Annotated in this window: 13 protein-coding genes and 1 pseudogene; 2 read left to right on the forward strand and 12 right to left on the reverse strand. The window is 41.6% G+C overall.

Annotated features, from left to right (window positions below):
* The first annotated feature begins 23 nt into the window (after window positions 1-23).
* Window positions 24-1529, forward strand: a complete 1506-nt coding sequence (locus UH38_RS24905; protein ID WP_052672418.1) for a hypothetical protein — start codon at window positions 24-26, stop codon at window positions 1527-1529.
* Window positions 1530-1621: 92 nt separating this feature from the next.
* Here the strand turns inward: UH38_RS24905 and UH38_RS16175 are convergent, their stop codons facing one another.
* From UH38_RS16175 to UH38_RS16185, 3 genes are all read right to left on the reverse strand, one after another.
* Window positions 1622-2230, reverse strand: coding sequence for a hypothetical protein (locus tag UH38_RS16175; RefSeq protein WP_045055709.1), 609 nt, complete (start codon window positions 2228-2230; stop codon window positions 1622-1624).
* Window positions 2231-2455: 225 nt separating this feature from the next.
* Window positions 2456-4075: a CHAT domain-containing protein gene (locus UH38_RS16180; RefSeq protein WP_045055710.1), complete on the reverse strand. Its 1620-nt coding sequence runs from the start codon at window positions 4073-4075 to the stop codon at window positions 2456-2458.
* A 201-nt stretch (window positions 4076-4276) separates the two neighbouring features.
* Window positions 4277-6661, reverse strand: coding sequence for a protein phosphatase 2C domain-containing protein (locus UH38_RS16185; RefSeq protein ID WP_052672419.1), 2385 nt, complete (start codon window positions 6659-6661; stop codon window positions 4277-4279).
* 244 nt (window positions 6662-6905) lie between these two features.
* On the opposite strand from UH38_RS16185, the gene pbpC reads away from it, so the two are divergent.
* On the forward strand, window positions 6906-9215 hold the full coding sequence (pbpC, locus tag UH38_RS16190; RefSeq protein WP_045055711.1) for a penicillin-binding protein 1C: 2310 nt from the start codon (window positions 6906-6908) through the stop codon (window positions 9213-9215).
* Window positions 9216-9295: 80 nt separating this feature from the next.
* On the opposite strand, the gene UH38_RS16195 is transcribed toward pbpC, so the two are convergent.
* The 9 genes and pseudogenes from UH38_RS16195 to UH38_RS28220 all read right to left on the reverse strand — a co-directional run bounded on the left by UH38_RS16195 (window position 9296) and on the right by UH38_RS28220 (window position 17314).
* The gene (locus UH38_RS16195) at window positions 9296-10852 is read right to left on the reverse strand and encodes an RluA family pseudouridine synthase (protein WP_045055712.1); all 1557 of its coding nucleotides are present in this window, start codon (window positions 10850-10852) and stop codon (window positions 9296-9298) included.
* Between the two features lie 8 nt (window positions 10853-10860).
* The gene (locus tag UH38_RS16200) at window positions 10861-11076 is read right to left on the reverse strand and encodes a hypothetical protein (protein ID WP_045055713.1); all 216 of its coding nucleotides are present in this window, start codon (window positions 11074-11076) and stop codon (window positions 10861-10863) included.
* Window positions 11073-11258: a hypothetical protein gene (locus tag UH38_RS16205; protein ID WP_045055714.1), complete on the reverse strand. Its 186-nt coding sequence runs from the start codon at window positions 11256-11258 to the stop codon at window positions 11073-11075. Before UH38_RS16205 ends, UH38_RS16200 begins: the two co-directional genes overlap by 4 nt.
* 95 nt (window positions 11259-11353) lie before the next feature.
* On the reverse strand, window positions 11354-15256 hold the full coding sequence (locus UH38_RS16210; RefSeq protein WP_052672420.1) for a CHAT domain-containing tetratricopeptide repeat protein: 3903 nt from the start codon (window positions 15254-15256) through the stop codon (window positions 11354-11356).
* 81 nt (window positions 15257-15337) lie between these two features.
* Window positions 15338-15694, reverse strand: a complete 357-nt coding sequence (locus tag UH38_RS16215) for a DUF5615 family PIN-like protein (RefSeq protein ID WP_045055715.1) — start codon at window positions 15692-15694, stop codon at window positions 15338-15340.
* Window positions 15695-15700: 6 nt separating this feature from the next.
* On the reverse strand, window positions 15701-15931 hold the full coding sequence (locus tag UH38_RS16220; RefSeq protein ID WP_045055716.1) for a DUF433 domain-containing protein: 231 nt from the start codon (window positions 15929-15931) through the stop codon (window positions 15701-15703).
* 141 nt (window positions 15932-16072) lie between these two features.
* A complete protein-coding gene (locus UH38_RS16225; protein ID WP_045055717.1) occupies window positions 16073-16753 on the reverse strand; it encodes a hypothetical protein in 681 nt (226 codons plus the stop codon).
* A gap of 107 nt (window positions 16754-16860) precedes the next feature.
* On the reverse strand, window positions 16861-17100 hold the full coding sequence (locus UH38_RS16230) for a type II toxin-antitoxin system HicA family toxin (protein WP_045055718.1): 240 nt from the start codon (window positions 17098-17100) through the stop codon (window positions 16861-16863).
* A pseudogene (locus UH38_RS28220) lies at window positions 17093-17314 on the reverse strand (type II toxin-antitoxin system HicB family antitoxin). Before UH38_RS28220 ends, UH38_RS16230 begins: the two are co-directional and overlap by 8 nt.
* Window positions 17315-17331 lie beyond the last annotated feature (17 nt).

The following is a 17331-nucleotide window of genomic DNA, read 5'->3' on the forward strand; positions in this document are numbered from 1 at the left end:
TCCCTGCAAAACCAAACTACAAAATGTCTTCAAAACAAGCCATCTTAATTGCGACAATTGGTACTCGCGATCTTGCTTATCAAGATTCATCTCACACTTGGCTAAGTATTGGCAACGATCGTGCTGAAAATGGCAAAAGCCAAATGGGTCAAGTAAAAGAAGATTTAAGTACAGAACCAGGCACTCCAGTAGGCTTAGAAAGCTATGACTTTAGAAGTTTAACGGAATACTTCGCTATTAATTTTCAGCAATACAAAAATCGTCTTCTCCCAATAATATTAGGTAAACTTTTACAAGACGAATGCCAGCGAATCCAAAAAATTTACCTTGTTGCTACAGATCAAAAAGTGGAAATCAAGGAAAGAATAAGAGATACTTGTTGGTCTGCCAAAGTTATTAAACAATGGATTGAAGAAAATCATAAAATTCCTACAGAAGTTGTTCTCCAAGGGCAAGAAGGTAGAAGCCCAGCAGATTTTGAGCAAATATTACCTTGGTGGAAACAAACCTGGCAAAGTATTGCAAGTCATACCAAGAATCAAACAACCTTATTATTGTGTCTTAAAGGAGGTGTAAATCAATCTTCTATTGCTTCACAAATAACAGCTTTAGATTATTTTGGAGAAAATTGTAAGTTTTATGACTTTATAGAAAATCCACCAGAAAACTCTAAAGGCAATCCTTCTTGCTATACTGCACCAATTGCAGGCACTAACTACTTATGGGATCGCAAGCAAAAAGAAGCATTATCTTTATTAGAGCGTTTTGATTACTCTGGAATTAACACTCTGCTAACTCCTAGTTGGGAGAATATTCCGAATGACCAAAGATTAATTAAAATTCGCGATCTACTACAATTAGCTAATCAATGGAATATTGCCGACTTGCATCAGTTTAAGCAGTCTCTAGCTAGAGCAGTAGAAAAAAAATACGTCGCGAAAAGTATAGCACGCTCAGAAAAGTGGTTTTGGGCATCTTATGAAGCTGGATACCTCAGTTTTATTCGTTATAAACAGGGAAATACTATTGAAGCGCTTTTTCATAGTGTTCGTGCTGTAGAAGGCTTAATGACTGAATGGGCAATTAGTTACTATCGCGAGTACATTAAAGAGGAAGAAGGCAAGTCTCCTGCTCTTAATAAATCTGTATGCGACGATCCTAAATATATAGAACTAAGAAACTTTAAAGAAGAGTTTAAAGAAAAATCAAATTTGTATTTGTACGGTACAAAGATAGACAAATTATTGAAATATAATAAGCCAGCAGCAGTAGAACACGAGCATCTAAAATATTTTTTTAAAACTACTAGGGAAGAGCGCAATCAAATATTTCATCGGCTAAAAAGATTGCGTGAAGCAGATTTGTTTGCAGCTTGGGGAACAAATAACTCACAACAGTGGCAAAAAAGAGTTATCGGCTGTCTTAATTTTTTGTCTGACCAAAACTTTACTTCTCTTGAATCTGCTAGCCTTATGACTCTAGTACATGAGGAACTAAAAACTGCAATTACGTCTTACCATCCTAGCTAAAACAAGATTCCATTCAAGAATTTGAATAGAAGTTCTATATCTAGGAGCTATCTTGATGAGGATAAATAAATATATACATCAAACCTAATAATTTATACTTCTTCGTCTGCTTGGAGTTGCTCTAAAGCATAACGGGCGATCGCCAAACTCACTTTAGCTTGCTGAACTTCTGATAAAGTTGCCCACTTTTCTGGAGTAATATTGCCAAGCATTTTCGGCATCTCGTCACTACCACTCCGCATCGCATAAGCATAAGGACGTGCTAATACTTGTAAATCTTCAGCGCCACAGTTGGGTAGTAGTTGTTGAACGCATTCTACTAATTGCCCTGCTAAAGTTTCCTGCGTGGTTATTGCTTGACGTGCGTGTTGGGCGATCGCATCTAACCAGTTTTGCGGAATGCGATCGGCAAATTGCGCCCGTAACTTTGCTTGCAGGCTGGTAATCGCGTTTGCTGGTGTTGCTGCTTGCCAAAGTCGATCTAACTGATTTAAAAAACTATGCGATCGCGCAGACATCTCCTCTACTTGCCAAGACGCACCAAACTCTTGCTCTGCGGCAATAAAATAAGCTTCTGTCTCAGCAGTTGAGCCATCCCAAGGATAAATACTATCTTCTGCTAACAGGGCTGCTAACATTTCTAATTCTAATAATGACCTGGTGTAGCTACTATCTTGGTAGTTATTCATGCTATCTGTCATTTTCGACTCCTAATATCTAGATAAGACAAACTATGGTAAGAGTAGCTACAGCAATTGTGCATCTATTTCCGTAACTAAATCAGAACTCTTAAGTAGCAATTAAATCCAAATAAACTTCTACCTCTTGATAGATGCAATAACATCAAAATTTTTTTTGTTCTTCGTCAGTATACTTTGCTACATAATCCGAACAGCAAAAGTATATTTTGATACTTTGTCTACTCCTCAACCTTCAACGATAAACTCAAAAGTTTCTCCCTGAGAACTACCAAACTTTAACTGCACTCCAGAATGTAGAGGCACTTCCTGAAGATGGACTTTCCTCCATTCGTCAAGTTCAAAAATAAACGTGCCAAAACGGGAATTATCGCTAATAAAATAAGTTGGAACCGTTTTGCCATCGCGCTTTTCATTGCGGCAAAATATCTTAGCGTGTTGTTTGCTAATCCAAGGCTCGTCTATAGCAATATCATTGTGATCGTTTACCCGCCCTAACAAGGCAAATCCCGCCTGCAACGACCAAACTTTTTTAGGTACAGAAAGCGATCGCAGCGTTGCCTTCAAAGTTCTTTGTCTAATCTCTGAAAGTGAATTTTCTGGTAGCTGGGTTACTTCCTCCTGTACTGGGCGGATCAACTCACCGTCAAATTCGGGATGCAAGTAGAGAATAGGTAAAGTCCAGGTAGGAAAATTAAACCGATAAATTGTCAAAAGTTGTTGTCTGGCGATCGCCACTGCGCGATCGATGGACTGTCTAGTTGCCAATGCTTGAGCAAAAACTTGGATAAATTTGAGCGCTTCCTCATCACCAATTTGATCGCGCATTGCTAAAACTGCTGGTACGCCATGATGAATCAATACTTCTGCTAAAGAACTATTTTGCAAAGTATTTTTCTGCACAAATGCGGGCCACGCGCCCCAACACGAGTTAAATACACACAATTTAACTTGGCAGCGGGTCAAAACTTGAGCTAACTCTGTACCGCTGATACTTCTATTCGAGCGTAAAAATATTTTGCCGCCATCAGGTGCGCTCTCACCATGTCCTGCATAAAAAAAGACGTTGTAACTTTTATTTTCTAACTGCGATATTAGTTGCTCTGGCGTAGGTTGCAGTAAGGTATCTACCTGACATTTAACCGTTGTGGCGGCGTTACCCACTGCATCGTACCGATAACTTGTTAAAGCTTGAGTTAAAACCTCAGCTTCTTCTTCTAGGCGCAAAGGTGGAGATGCAACCTTAGATTTTGGTAGATCGATATTTTTTTGTCCTAAAACCAGCAGCACATTTAAACTTTGACTAACTGGTAGGCTAGCTAAAGATTCTACATCGTTTGTCGTGCGACTAAACAGCAAGTGTTGTGCCAATGAAATTGCTGCCTTACCTGGCTGGGCTTGCATAATTTCCCAAGGTAAAGTAATTAACTTAGGATCGCGGATATCTAGACGCAGCCGTAAAGGTTTATTTTTACCGCTGGCTATACCGATACTGCGTTCTAGAGTATTTAAAATCGGTCCTTGAAATAACCAATTCCATAGCTTAATCCCCAAACTTTGCATTAAGCGGCTGCTATGAGTTTGATTCGGTTCGTAAGTTGAATTCGCAAGCTGCTGGGGAGGCGTTTCTAAGAAAGAGTCAAAAGAGCCATCAATTAGCTGATCGTAGGCAAACATTTCTTGCCAAGCTTGCCACACTTGGGTTAGTTCTGAGGACCAAAAACAATCGTGTAAGATTGCTCCAGCCAAATAAGGAGTTTGTACTACCCAGATTGCAAAGGTTTCATTGCCAATCGTGGAGAGACGAGCGATCGCCAAATTCAAGCAAGGACTCTCAGACACAGGCATCAGCACCTATTAAAATTGAACTTGGAAATATAAACATTTTTTTATTAGTTTAGCGATTGTTGAGCTTAACTTTATTGAGGTTTTGGTTAATTTTATCTGCGGTTAAAAGGTGAGTTAATTTTTAAGCTGTAATATAACTTATTTTAAAAGCCTATTTGCTGGTGCTATCGTGCGCTGAAACGCTACTACAAACGGGCAATCTCAACTGCCCTTAGTTAAAGCTTTTGGCGATACTTGTGGAGTTGGCTGTGAAGAACTTGGTGATTTATTAGTAGTTGCTGGTGTTGATACCAGACAAGTATTTACAGGTGCTTGTTGCGATAATTGGGTAATTTCTGTTTCAAGAATCCAACCTTGGAGAATAGTTGCCTTTGGCGCAGCCTGACATACTTTAATTTTCAGCCAGCTTTGCCCATTCGAGTTAGTTTGGCGCTCGTCAACTTGGACGATGCTACCTGGAGCAATGCCAATGAGGATCTTATTATTAGCTAAATCTGGTGTTTGGCGCAGCAATGGTTGTGTTGGGGTGCTTGTGACTGAGTTAGGTGGTGTTTTGATTTGCAATATTGAGCCTAAATCCACCATTGCAACTTCATTTGTAGGTTGAGTAGGAGCATCAGCAGCAGTTGGACTCGATTTTACTTCAGGATTGTATAAGCGAGCGATCGGGTCTTTTAACCAGTACGCCAATCCACCTAAACCAACTAAGATCGATAATCCTATTAGTATAGGTGCTACGATCGCTCGCTTTTCGGATACAGGCGGAGCTACTTGTTGCGTCGGCAAGGATGAAGGCGCAGCAGGGGAATCGAGATTGCTAATGTCTGTAAGCGGAATGATGATACTGGTGTCGGCTTCTGCGGGCGGAACTATAGGCTCTCTAGTAGTAGTAATTTCTGGTGCAAACACCGCAGTGGCGCTAATTGGATTTGGTTCGTTTGCCTTGACTTGACAGTGGATTAGACCAACTGTAACGTTATCGTGACCGTTGTGGGTGTTAGCAATTTCAATTAGACGCGATGTGGCACTAGCTAGATCGGTTTTACCTTCTAATACGGGTAAAAGTTCGGTTTCCCAATGCTGCTCGACTCGATCGTAATCGCTCAAACCATCAGAGCAAAGCAAGAATATACAGTCTTCATCCAGGATAAAGCGCTCTACTGTCGGATGCAACGATAAACTCATGCCCAAAGCTTGAATCAACGAACCAGAAGATGGTTGCAGTACAGCATCGCGGTAGAAACAATAGCCCAAGCGTACTTCACGGGCAGCAACATCATCATCAAGGGTAACTTGGTGGCAACCTGTGCGCGTAATTAGGTAGCCGCGACTGTCGCCGACATGAGCGATATATACTTCATGTTGATGTGCTAAAGCCATAACTAAAGTTGTCCCCATCCGTTGACGACCTTGGCGATTTTCGCTATCGTTGCGATCGCTGATCCGGTCGTTGGCGGCATGAGTTGCTTTATCTATAGCACTACTAATCGTTGCCGAGTCTAAATAAGTATTTTCTCGATTTAATTGTTGAATTTGTTGGTGGACTGTTTCAATTGCTAAATTAGAAGCAACGTTGCCACCTTCGTGTCCGCCAATACCATCGCAGACTATGGCTAAAGAGGCAGCAAGGCTAGTCGAGCGCTCTATTGAGTCTATTTGTGCCAACGTGCCGCTAGGCGGGTAACAAGCATCTTCATTGCGTTGGCGGCTAGGTCCTGTATCTGTGCGGGTACTAATAGTTATCTTATGCTGCTGCGATCGCCCGCATTGGGCTATACCGCGATCTAATATGGCAACTAACTCGTCTGCATGACTAATTTCTTCTTCAATTAGTTGCTCGGTAATTTTTTCTAAATACTCAGAAATTGCTGGTTTTGCTGCTGGTAATAGTTGTTGCCACACTTGTCCTAATTGGGCTAAAGTTGGCGGCATGGCAGCTATGTCAAGTTTTAGTTGCAGCAATCTCACCAAAGAACTTTCTGCGCGTATCAATGGCATTTCCAGCAAGCTAGAAGCTACGCCCTCTGTACTTAACGGTTGCCATAGCCCAGCAATTTGCCACAACCAGTGCAATTGACGCAAGCTAGAAGCTGTTTGCCACTCGGTTGTAAGTTCGGGGATTAATTGTCCTGCTACTGCTCTACCAGTGGGGTAGATGGCAGCGTTTTCTAATAGTAAAATTTCGGAAGCATTGTCCTGTTGACTGCGCGGATTTTGGCTGTCTCCTCCAGAATTAAATAGCGCACCCGCTGCGTGAGTTGATGGCAAAAATCCATAAGCTTGAGGTACGTGGAGCCGATAGGGAACAAGCCTTAAATACGGTTTGACTTCGTAACTTATATCTGCAAAGTGACTTTCTAACGCTGTTCCTGGTTTGGTATCGACAAAAATGCGATCGCTTGTAAGTAAATAGCGCGATTGGACAATATCGCCAACTTTGTAGGCGGAAACTCCTTCACCTACAGCCCACAAATAGCGTTTGCTCAGGGGCGTACCGCAGCGCTGGCAATACTTATCGGCTTCATTATTGCTAGCGTTGCACTCTTGGTTGGGACATTGGTTTGTTGTTGCTATGTCATTTTGCATAGGTTTCGCATCGGTCAGCCATTAAACAATATTGATTTAGAAATCGCCAGGATATAAGGGTTGTTTTGTTTGCCACTTGCAGTTTTTAGTCAAAATACGTCTTGCCTCTGTATTTAATTTAGGCTGCTTGCAACTCCAAGCTGTTAAATATGCTACTTTACATCCCGATTGATTTTCGCCGAGGGCAACAGTTTTAGCTGTTACCTTGTCTTTATTAATAGCAACTTACGGTTAAAAAGTCGCAATGAATAAGTGGGCTAGGCGCAAACACAGTTGGGTTTTTAAGATTGGGCAAATAACATTGGTTTTGGTGCTGATTGGGCTATTAGTGCGACTTCTTCCTTATATGTTTCCCATTTATGCGAATAATCTAACTCAAGAGCGTCAAGCAATCGAGTTTAGCGATCGCCAGGGTTTACCTTTGGGAACGTTGCTGACTCGCGATCTCGAACATACTGCTGTTGTCCCTCTAAATCGGGTGTCTTCGCACTTTATTCATGCCATTATAGCCGCTGAGGATAAGAGATTCTATCAGCACGGAGCATTAGAATTACGCGCGATTGCTCGGAGTTTGGTGCAAGCTGCACGAGTAAAAAAAGTTGTCTCAGGGGCATCAACTATTACAATGCAACTAGCGCGGATGCTAGATCCTAAGCCGCGCAACTTGGGTAATAAACTGCAAGAAATTTGGCTTTCTTGGCGTTTATTTGCAGGGATGAACAAACATGAAATTTTATATGCTTATGTAAATCGTCTAACAATGGGTAGCAATATATACGGAGTTGAGGCGGCGGCAAGAATTTATTTTGGCGTTCCAGCTAGCGACTTAAATTTAGCTCAAGCAAGCATTTTGGCAGCGCTACCGAACGATCCTACTGATTTAAATCCTTATACTGGGTGGGAAAAACTGAAACATCGGCAAGCGTACGTTTTAGGGCGGATGGTTAAAGACGGTTATATTAGCCGCGAAATGAGCGATCGCGCCTTAGCCGAAAAAATTACCCTCCAGCCGCGCCAGCAAGGAATTATCGCCGCCCCACATTTTTTATTTTGGCTGGCAAGTCAACTGCCTAAAAATAGTTCGTCTCAAGTCAAAACTACTATAGATAGACCCTTGCAGCAGTTTGTCGAAGCGCAAGTTCGCCAAATCGTCCAAAATCTCGCCGTCTATAATGCCCATCATGCTGCTGCTATTGTCATTGGCAACCATTCGGGCGAAGTTTTGGCATACGTAGGTTCTCCCGATTATTTTTCGTTAACTGACACTGGGCGCAATGACGGAGTACAAGCACTGCGTCAACCAGGTTCGACGCTAAAGCCATTTTCATACCAATTAGCCCTAGAAAACCGCGTAATTCACACCAATACAGTTTTGGCAGATGTGCCGACTCATTATGCCATTCCTGGCGCTAAATTATACAGTCCAAGAGATTACAGCGAGAGTTTTCAAGGACCTGTAAGAGTCCGATTGGCATTAGCTAATTCTCTCAATGTTCCAGCAGTAAAAGTATTGGAAAAAGTGGGCGTACCAACTTTCCTCAATCGCTTGCATCAGCTGGGTTTTGACCAATTAAAGCATCCGCCAGAATACTACGGCTTAGGTTTAACGCTAGGTAGTGGCGAAGTCAGCCTATGGGAATTAGCTCGTGCTTATGTAACTATGGCAAGAAACGGGCAAGCTTTGCCCCTAACAGTTACATCTCCCCATCTCCCTATCTCCCCATCCCCCCATCTCCCCAAATCTCCGACTTGGGCATTAATTACAGACATATTAAGCGATCGCCATGCCCGCGCTAGAGCCTTTGGGGTTGATTCTGTGTTGAGTTTGCCATTTCCAGCAGCGGTAAAAACTGGTACATCGTCTGATTACCGCGATACTTGGACAGTAGGTTTTACAACAGATTACACAGTTGCTACATGGGTAGGTAATTTCGATGGCGAACCAATGAAACAGGTTTCGGGGGTAATGGGGGCTGCGCCTTTATGGAATCGAATTATGCTGCATTTGCACGAACATAAAGAACCTGCTGATTTTGCGCCGCCTGCAAGTTTGGTGCAGCGTCCAATATGTGCTATTTCTGGGTTAAAGCCTACGCCTGCTTGTCCTACTGTAGTGCAAGAATATTTTTATCCTGAAGATTTACCAGATTACGATCGCAATTTAGATACTTTCTACCGAGTTGTTAATGGCGAATCGCGGCTAGATTTGCCTAGCGAGTATAACGAATGGCTGGCGATGCAACAGCAAAGCGTAACTACAGATGGTTTGAAAATTGTTTCTCCACGTAATGGCGATCGCTTTTTGGTATATACAAATTCGCAGCAGCGTTTGGAGTTGAAGTTAGCTACTTTGCCAGATAAACCTGTAGAGTGGTGGATAAATGGGGAACGGTTAGCAAATAGTGCTAGTGGTGCTGTTTTTTGGGCTTTGCGTCCTGGTAATTGGACTGTGGAGGTAAAAAGTGGGGAAATGCGCGATCGCGTTAATTTTCAGGTAGAGGTAGCTGAAAGTCAGTCTAGTCGGCGAGGTTTTTCGATTGCGCCAAGTAGATAGTTGGAACGCAGATGCACGCAGATGAACGCAGATAGAAGTCTATGCTACTGTAAAGTGCGCGATCGCATTTGTAGTGTTGGTTAAAAGGGTGTTTCTACTTGAAGAAAAACTGTTTTTCCTGAGTGGGGATGTGCAAAGGTAAGCTCTCTAGCGTGCAAATGCAAGCGGTTTGCAGCCTGCTGACAGCCGTAGAGGCGATCGCCTAGTATATGTATGCCTAATCCTTGTTTATCGGCTGCATGGACGCGAATTTGATGGCTGCGCCCTGTTAATGGGAGGAATTCCATTCGAGTATAGCCGTCAATTGTACTAAGTCTTTGATACCGAGTCAGGCTAGGTTTACCTTGCTGCCAATTAACTTGTTGATAAGGGCGATTTGTGGGATCTCCCCATAAAGGTAAATCAATTGCACCACTATTTGTATCTACAATTCCTGCAAGTACCGCTTCGTACACTTTGTGTACTTGCCTTTGTTGAAACTGTTTGCTGAGGTGGCGGTGAGTTTGGCGATCGCGTGCCAGGATAAGAATACCCGATGTTTCACAATCTAAACGATGGACGGTAGCGATATCTGGTATATGCCGCAAACGCCCTAAAACGCTATCTTGAAGGTGGCGATAACGACCTGGTACAGATAGCAATCCTGAAGGCTTATTTACAGCAATTAGCCATTCGTCCTCATACAAAATAGTTAATGGCGAATCTTTAACTGCAACTATAGGCTGCTGTGACAAACCCGATAACAAAAAGCCCATTAGCGGCTGACAGCGTTCTACGCAAGCGCCGTAAAATTGCCCTTGGACTTTATCGGCTGATGAAGAACCCCACCAAAACTCTGCCATAGCTAGCGGTTTTAGCCCCATAGTTGCTGCATAGTGGAGTAATTTGGGCGCACAACATTCGCCAGTACCAGTAGGCATACCTGTAGGCATCAATTCTTGCAAAGGTGCGGACTCTCCAGCAAAATTAGTTAACCAGTAGTTAGCGTGCATCTGCGCTTGCAGTTGCTTAGATAAGGTTTTGCGCTTTTGCTTTAATTTGCGTCTTTTATTAAGTGCTGCCTCTATTTTTGCTTTTAGCGGCTGCAATACAGCATCTCTTTCGCGTTTAAACAGCTTGCGTTCGATTCCATCTTGGCGGCTTTGTTCGTTTAGTTGTTCTAACGCTGCGTCTGCAAGATTGAGAATTTGTCTTTGGTGTTGTCTTGCTTGCTGGCGCTGGGAGTGGAGTAAAGTAAGAGCGTGCGATCGCTTTTCATACTCTTGCAGCAGTAATTCATACTGCCTTTGTTCTGGAATTTCCTGCAAAGCGATTAGTTCTTGCTTCAAAGCTTCTAAACTTGCGAGCGTACAAGCTTCTTCTAGAGCAACTGTATCTCTACCTGGAATTGGTGGAACCCAACCTTCCACTGTACTTTTACCATTTAATAGCCCAGAGAAGGCTTTAATTACTTGTTGCCCAGACTGAGTTTCGCCCAACAGTACGCCATACATTTTCCCTTCACGGGCATACATTTCATTACTAGCTAGGTGTTGCATTAATTCGCTAGCAATAGCCTCTACCAAAGGGGTGCGGGGCAATCCTAATAATTTGCCACTTTGAGGGCAATGTCCTTCGTACCAATAAGTCACAGTCATCGATAAGCTTAACTTTTGACCTGTGCAGAGTTGCGATCGAACAGTTGTCTTCCAATTTCTATCAACTCTTGCTTCTCTGCGTCAGTTAGATGATCTTGATTATTTAGGCTACCTCCTGAAAGATAAGGATCGCCACCTGCCCTTAAATATCTTTGTCTTCCTGTAGCAAAAATTTCTTGTAGTCTTCTGTATTGTTCTATTTCTCGTTCAGTTTGCTTTTTCATGTTTGTATTGTCCAATTCGTAGGCACGATATCGCCATTTTGCAGAACCATAGATATTGGTAAAACACTACTAGGAGTTGCGATGTACCATTCTCCTCTATCTTGGTCGTAAAAATCGTAATCAAGCAGTCCTAAAGTCTGTAAAGCATTAACAATTAAATACTGAGATTCAGTTGGTTCCACAAGTTACTTTTGTATTTTAGCCTCAGCTATCTTACAAGATATAGCGATCGCGCTGTTGCAAGCTGGAATGCGATCTCATAGATTGCCCAACAGCTTTATTTCCACTCGCCTTGCAATCCAAAAGCTGACCAATAATAGGGCGATTTCCACTGAGTTTGTAACATTTCTAGTTGTGCTGCTCTCAATGCAGCAGCAGGCTGCAAACCTTTTTTTAAGATACCTTTATAAAATCTTGCCATCAGTTCGGCAGTCGCGCGATCGTCTACATTCCACAAACTTACGACAACTCGCGGGCTACCTGCATACATAAAACCTCTGGTTAATCCTACTATTCCTTCTCCTTTTACTTCTTCTCCTAATCCTGTTTGACAAGCGCTAATTACAACTAACTCGGCTGGCAAATTTAAGTTGAAGATTTCATGCAGGCGTAAGAAACCGTTTTGGGCTGCTCCTTGTCGATCTACTAAGGATAGTACAATTCCAGATAGCTCTGGATTGACGCTGTTGAGGATGCCATGAGTTGCAAAATGCACAATTCGGTATTGACTAAGTTGGGGACTTGTAACCGCCTCACGGTTAGCGTCAAAATCAAATTTTTGCAAGCGATCGCCCGCCCGTACAAGTTGCAAAATCTCTTCGGCTTCAGTGCGAGTTCCAAGTAACCGCGCAAAATTCACACCCGATCTGGTAGCGGCTCTAACTAAAGCTCTTTGTTCGATATTTGCACTATTATTCTGCTGCTTTGTACTGCGCTGTATGCGATCGTCATTAGGGCTAAAAACAGGATCGGCGAGAATCGCTACATTTTTAATTGCTTTTTTGCGTCCTTTAAGTTCTTGCCGGAGAACAGCTAGTGTAGAGGCAGAAGGTAAGCTAATAATTTCATGCTTGGCTATTAACGGCGATGGATTTGAGGCTTCAGTAGGAATTGGCAATGCAGCAAATGGCAAGTATTGTAATGCTCCATCAGCGACGATAACTAAACGCTTTTGTCCTAATTGCGCTGCTGCGGGGGCTAATAAGATTTTGCTTAAGGCAGTGCCAACATTGGCGACTCGCTGCGGATTGTTTCTGAATTTGGGGTCAGTTATCGTATTATAAAATCGCTTGGTAGTAGCTTCAATCTCTTCTTGTTTGGGCAGTTGATAGCTCTTAATGCCTGTTTTGCTGACAACCCATAAATAGCTGCGCTCTTTGCCTAAAGAGTATTCTAATAATAAGGTGCGATCGTCGAGTAATTGCTGAATTTTGGCGCTTGTTAGCGGTTGTGGTTGGGTTAGGGCAGCGTAGCGAGGACTATTGGCGCGAATTTGTGCTTGAATTGTCTGATATTGGGCTAATAGGGCTGAGTTTTCTTTTTCTAAATTAACTAGCTGCTGTTCGCTATATCGATCGTTAACTAGCTCTAAACGACGTTTTTCTAGAGCATTAAGTTTTTGTTGTATGCTTGATTCTTGCTCTAATAGCTTTGGCTCAACTCCTTGGCGGATGTCTGCGTTAGCTTCGCTCAAAAGTTCGACTAGAGCGCGGGCGCGATCGCGTTCGCTAATTTGCAGAGCCATAGCGTCATATCCTTTACTCGGTTGCTTTTGATGCAACTGCATCAGCAGATCGATGTAAAATTCGTAGTAATTTTGCACTGAATCTGTGGCAAAAAAGGAAGTCCGCAAATCGGCACTGGTGACTTTAGTACGGATACCTTCAACTAGAGCGATCGCATTTTGAATTGGCGCTTGTGCGGCGATAAGATTACCGCTATTCCTTTGCGTTTGAGCGATGTTGTAGAGAGTTTCGGCTTGATTTAGGCGATCGCCCAATTTCTGCCACAATGCTAGTTCTTGGTTATATGCGGCAACTGCTTTTTGCGATTGCCTTAGATCGTAGCTTTTGCCAATATTCCGCAGAGCGTTGGCAGATTCAGCCGGATTGCCTACTTCTTGAGCTAAAGATAGAGCCTGGTTAGAGAAATTTAGGGCTTTTTGGCGATCGCCTGCTGCTAAGTAAATATTACCGAGCGAATTTAGAGCTTTGGCTGTTCTTAATTTACTTAGTTGACGTGACAAAGACAGCGCTCGATCGCCCGTAGCAATTGCTTGAGGATAATCGCGCAGTGAAGTATAGACTCCAACGATTTTAGAGAGTGCAAAGGCTTCTTGCCAAGAGTTTTTTTGTTGTTTCCACAACAACTGTGCCTGGTTAAAAGAGTTCAAAGCCTGGGTGTAATTGCCTGTTAATTGATAGACATCGCCAAGATCGCTGAGAGTTTGGGCAACACTTGCGCGATCGCCAATCTTCTGAAATAGCGCTAATGTTTGGTTGTATGTCTCAATGCTCAACTGATAATCGCCCAAGGAACTATAAATATTGGCGATATAGGCGAGAGTTTGGGCTTCTGTATCTGGCTGTTTTGCTGCGCGGGCGATCGCTATTGCTCGGTTGAGAGCGTCTAGCGCCTGCTGTGGCTCACCTGTCAAATTATAAATTTCGGCGATCTTGTTAAGCGTATATGCTTCTTGGCTGGGCTGTTTTGCCTGACGGGAAAACTCTAGGGCTTGGTTAAAAGAATTAAGTGCCTTTTGATTCTCGCCTAATAGTTGATAAGTATCGCCAATGCCTGCGAGGATTATAGACTCTTTGTACAAAGCTTGTTTAGATTTTAAAGTCTGCTGGGCATTATCTAACAAACCAGTTGCGGTATTTTGAGGATTTCTAACTTGTTGCAAAAGCACCCGCGCGCGATCGTAGAAATTGAGCGCCTGGGAGAAGTTACCTAGTTTAGTATTTAATCCCGCGATCGCATTTAAGGTTGAAGCTTGGGCGAGCAGGTTATCGCTTGCAGCGATTCCAGGCTTACTCTGCTCTGCTTGTAAGACTGACAGCACTTGGTTTTGAGTCTCTAGTGCTTTTTGAGTTTCGCCTGCTTGAAAGTAGAATATACCGATGAGATTAAGTACTAGGCTCTGACTTGATAGATCGCCTGTCTTTTTGTAGATTGCTACTGCTCGATCTAAGTATTCTAGTGCTTTTTGAGGATTGCCCGATTGCCCGTAAAATGTGCCAATAACCTGAAGCGTACTAGCTTGAGCAGATAGATCGTTGTTGGCTTTTTGGATTGATAGTGCTCGATTAAGAGCGTCAAATGCTTTTTGTGTCTCGCCTAACGTAAAGTAGCTAGGAGCAATGTTTTGAAGTATGCCAGCTTCCAATTTGCTAATTTCTAAATATTTAGCTTGGGGCAATTTTTTGGTTTTCTCAGTTTGTAGCAGTGCTAATGCTTGGTTAAGAGTTGCAATTTCTTTTTGGGTTTCGCCTAAGTTATTGTACGTAATAGCGATCGCGCTTAGGGTTGATGCTTGCTGACGAACTTCTCTTAATTCCCGCCAAATCGTGCTTGCCTGGTTGTAATAAGTTAGCGCCTTTGGATAATCTTTTAAACCTGCTGAATAGACATTACCGATACTTGAAAGAGTAAGAGCTTCAAAAACGCTTTGACCAGTTTCCTGCCAAATTTTTAATGATTCTTGGTATTTGACAAGTGCTTGCCGCCTCGCTTCAAGGGTTCCTTGCTGGGTTAGCTGCTTTCCTTCCCCCAGTAATTGCTGCCCTTTTTTAGAAACACCAGGATTGATAGCGTCTACTTTTGTAAAATATTCTGCTGCCTTTTGTTCGTTGCCCTGCAAGTAATAAAATATGGCTATGCCATTGAGCGTTTTTATTTCTTGCGATCGCTCTTTAATTTGCTGCCAGATTTTTAATGCTGCTTCATATTTGGCAATCGCTTGTTGCTTTGATAGTGGGGTTCCTTGCTGCCACAGTTGCTTGCCTTCTGCTATAAGTTGTTGTCCCTGCTTATATGCAGTGCTATTGTTACTTTGGGCAATAGGTGATAAGAGTAGCGGTTTGGCATTCTTAGGGTTAGCCACTACTAACGATTCCGACAATAGCAAAATACCAAAGGTTGCAGCTAAGGCGCGACGAGCAAAATTAGGGAGCGTCATTATTTGGCTAATCTAGACAATTCTGCCTCAGAATATCATCATTATTACGCAGATTAGCTAATGGAAATGCGATCGCTTTATTCAATTATTTAGTGGTTTTATCCGAATGCGATCTTTTTCAACTACTGTAAAGTTTCCTGCAAAATCATCGCGGGAAGCTAAGACTGCAACTACTACCTCGGCTATACGTTCCGGCGACGATGGAGTAATGCGAAATAAAATAATGCCACTAAGAGCAGGTAAACCAAAACGGAAAGCTAGTTCGCCAAAATCTTTATCAAAAGTGACAATAATACGATTTTCGACTTGTGCGCGTGCTAATATTACGCGATCGCTACTACCAGGTGCATCAGTTCTTATCCAAATTACATCATGACCTTGTTGCTGCAAAGCCTCTACAGCAACAAGGGGAAAATTCTCATCTGCTAAAATTCGCATTATTATTTAAACATTTAGCGGATATACTTTTTCTGTCTTTAAAGCATTACTCGCGTAGCTAAGACAAGCTTTTATATCTTCTTGTGTTATTCCTGGATAATTTTTTAAAATATCTGCTTCTAACCATCCTTGAGCTAAAAGATCGATAATAAGTTCTACAGACAAACGAGTATTTTTAATTACTGGCTTTCCCGCCAATACTTCTGAATTAATAGTAATTCGGTTTTGCCAATCCATGTTGCTTACCTTATAATTTTTGTTTATTGATATTATCTGATAAAGACGATCGCTTGTTTTGAGGTAAAAGAGCGATCGCACTGCCGTTTTTATCCTAAAGTATTGTCAGAATCACTTACTTATTCTAAAAAATCAGTAAATTCAATAACAGTTGTTTTCAAAGTCATATTTTGGCAATTCAGTTTCAAATTCTGATATTTGTTCTTGCTGTATAGATAACCATTCAAGTGCTAGATCAGTTTTGACTTGCAATTCTATAGTAGCACCCTCAAAAGAGTTTTTTACTATTTTCATTCGCTCCTGTATATTTTTTAGATCGTATGATTCTTGTTCTGGTAATGTTAAATCACCTTTCTTCTTTATAGGATAGCGAAATGTTATACTTTCAGGATCTAACTTATGAATATCTAGTATGGTTTCGCATATACTTTCTTCAAAGCCAACTTCACCTATTAAGAGTAATCTTTCAGTTAAGTGATTTAATAGTGGTTTCAAATGGTGGTTAAGATTATTTTTAAATCTGCTCTTAAGACTTCCGTAGTTTGAACCTGTTTGTTCAAGTGCATCGTAACAATCTTCTGACTTTTCTATTAAATTCTTCAAACTTAACTCTATATAATGTCTATAATTAAAAACTATTGGGAAAAACAGCATATCTCTATCTCTGTTTATATGGCTATCTAAAGCCGAATTAACTAAGATATCAGCAGCTTTGTAATAACCATGAATGTGATTGTTTGAGTCTAGCAAGTATTTCCCACCTGCCATTGCTTCATTTTGCCAGTTTCTCTGTTTTGATGAACTGAAAGTTTTGTTTATCATAAAGTTGTAATAATGACAGAACTACCCTATTTTAGTTGATTTAAATATTTTGTATAAATTTACTTAGGCAATAAATCTTTGAAGTTTGCTTAAATTATCTTCTATGATTATTCTAAAAGGCTTGTATTTTCTTCATCTGTAAAACCAAATTGTCTAAAAACCCTTAATACGTATGCAAGAGACATTTCTCCTGCACCTATGTCTATAGGAACAACTTTTCGCACTGCATTAATTTCACGAGTATATAAGGAGTGGTCTCCTTTTCCTTCTCTATAAAATCTACAGCCTGCTTTTTCCAATAGCTTAATCAACTCCCTGGGTTTAAGAGAAGGTATATTTTTAGGCATAAACCTTTCTCAGTTCATATACTTCTGAATTGTTTTGCCGCTCTTCTATCCTTAAAAACTCATGCAGTTCTTCTATAGAAATAGGAGCAGTATAAATGTTACTTTCATTTGCCTGAACTAATTGAAAAGATTCAATTACTTCTTTTAATTTGTTAACTGATTCTTGTTGAGTCTTCCCTTGTCATACAATTCCGTTTTCTAGACATAAGCTAATTCAATAGCCTGCACTTT

Source organism: Aliterella atlantica CENA595, assembly GCF_000952155.1.
Taxonomy (GTDB): domain Bacteria; phylum Cyanobacteriota; class Cyanobacteriia; order Cyanobacteriales; family Chroococcidiopsidaceae; genus Aliterella; species Aliterella atlantica.

Excerpts from the sequence above, each read along its gene's own strand:
- UH38_RS24905 (WP_052672418.1), top strand. The coding sequence starts at position 24 with ATGTCTTCAAAACAAGCCATCTTAATTGCGACAATTGGTACTCGCGAT.
- UH38_RS16175 (WP_045055709.1), bottom strand. The coding sequence starts at position 2,230 with ATGACAGATAGCATGAATAACTACCAAGATAGTAGCTACACCAGGTCA.
- UH38_RS16180 (WP_045055710.1), bottom strand. The coding sequence starts at position 4,075 with ATGCCTGTGTCTGAGAGTCCTTGCTTGAATTTGGCGATCGCTCGTCTC.
- UH38_RS16185 (WP_052672419.1), bottom strand. The coding sequence starts at position 6,661 with ATGCAAAATGACATAGCAACAACAAACCAATGTCCCAACCAAGAGTGC.
- pbpC (WP_045055711.1), top strand. The coding sequence starts at position 6,906 with ATGAATAAGTGGGCTAGGCGCAAACACAGTTGGGTTTTTAAGATTGGG.
- UH38_RS16195 (WP_045055712.1), bottom strand. The coding sequence starts at position 10,852 with ATGACTGTGACTTATTGGTACGAAGGACATTGCCCTCAAAGTGGCAAA.
- UH38_RS16200 (WP_045055713.1), bottom strand. The coding sequence starts at position 11,076 with ATGAAAAAGCAAACTGAACGAGAAATAGAACAATACAGAAGACTACAA.
- UH38_RS16210 (WP_052672420.1), bottom strand. The coding sequence starts at position 15,256 with ATGACGCTCCCTAATTTTGCTCGTCGCGCCTTAGCTGCAACCTTTGGT.
- UH38_RS16215 (WP_045055715.1), bottom strand. The coding sequence starts at position 15,694 with ATGCGAATTTTAGCAGATGAGAATTTTCCCCTTGTTGCTGTAGAGGCT.
- UH38_RS16220 (WP_045055716.1), bottom strand. The coding sequence starts at position 15,931 with ATGGATTGGCAAAACCGAATTACTATTAATTCAGAAGTATTGGCGGGA.
- UH38_RS16225 (WP_045055717.1), bottom strand. The coding sequence starts at position 16,753 with ATGATAAACAAAACTTTCAGTTCATCAAAACAGAGAAACTGGCAAAAT.
- UH38_RS16230 (WP_045055718.1), bottom strand. The coding sequence starts at position 17,100 with ATGCCTAAAAATATACCTTCTCTTAAACCCAGGGAGTTGATTAAGCTA.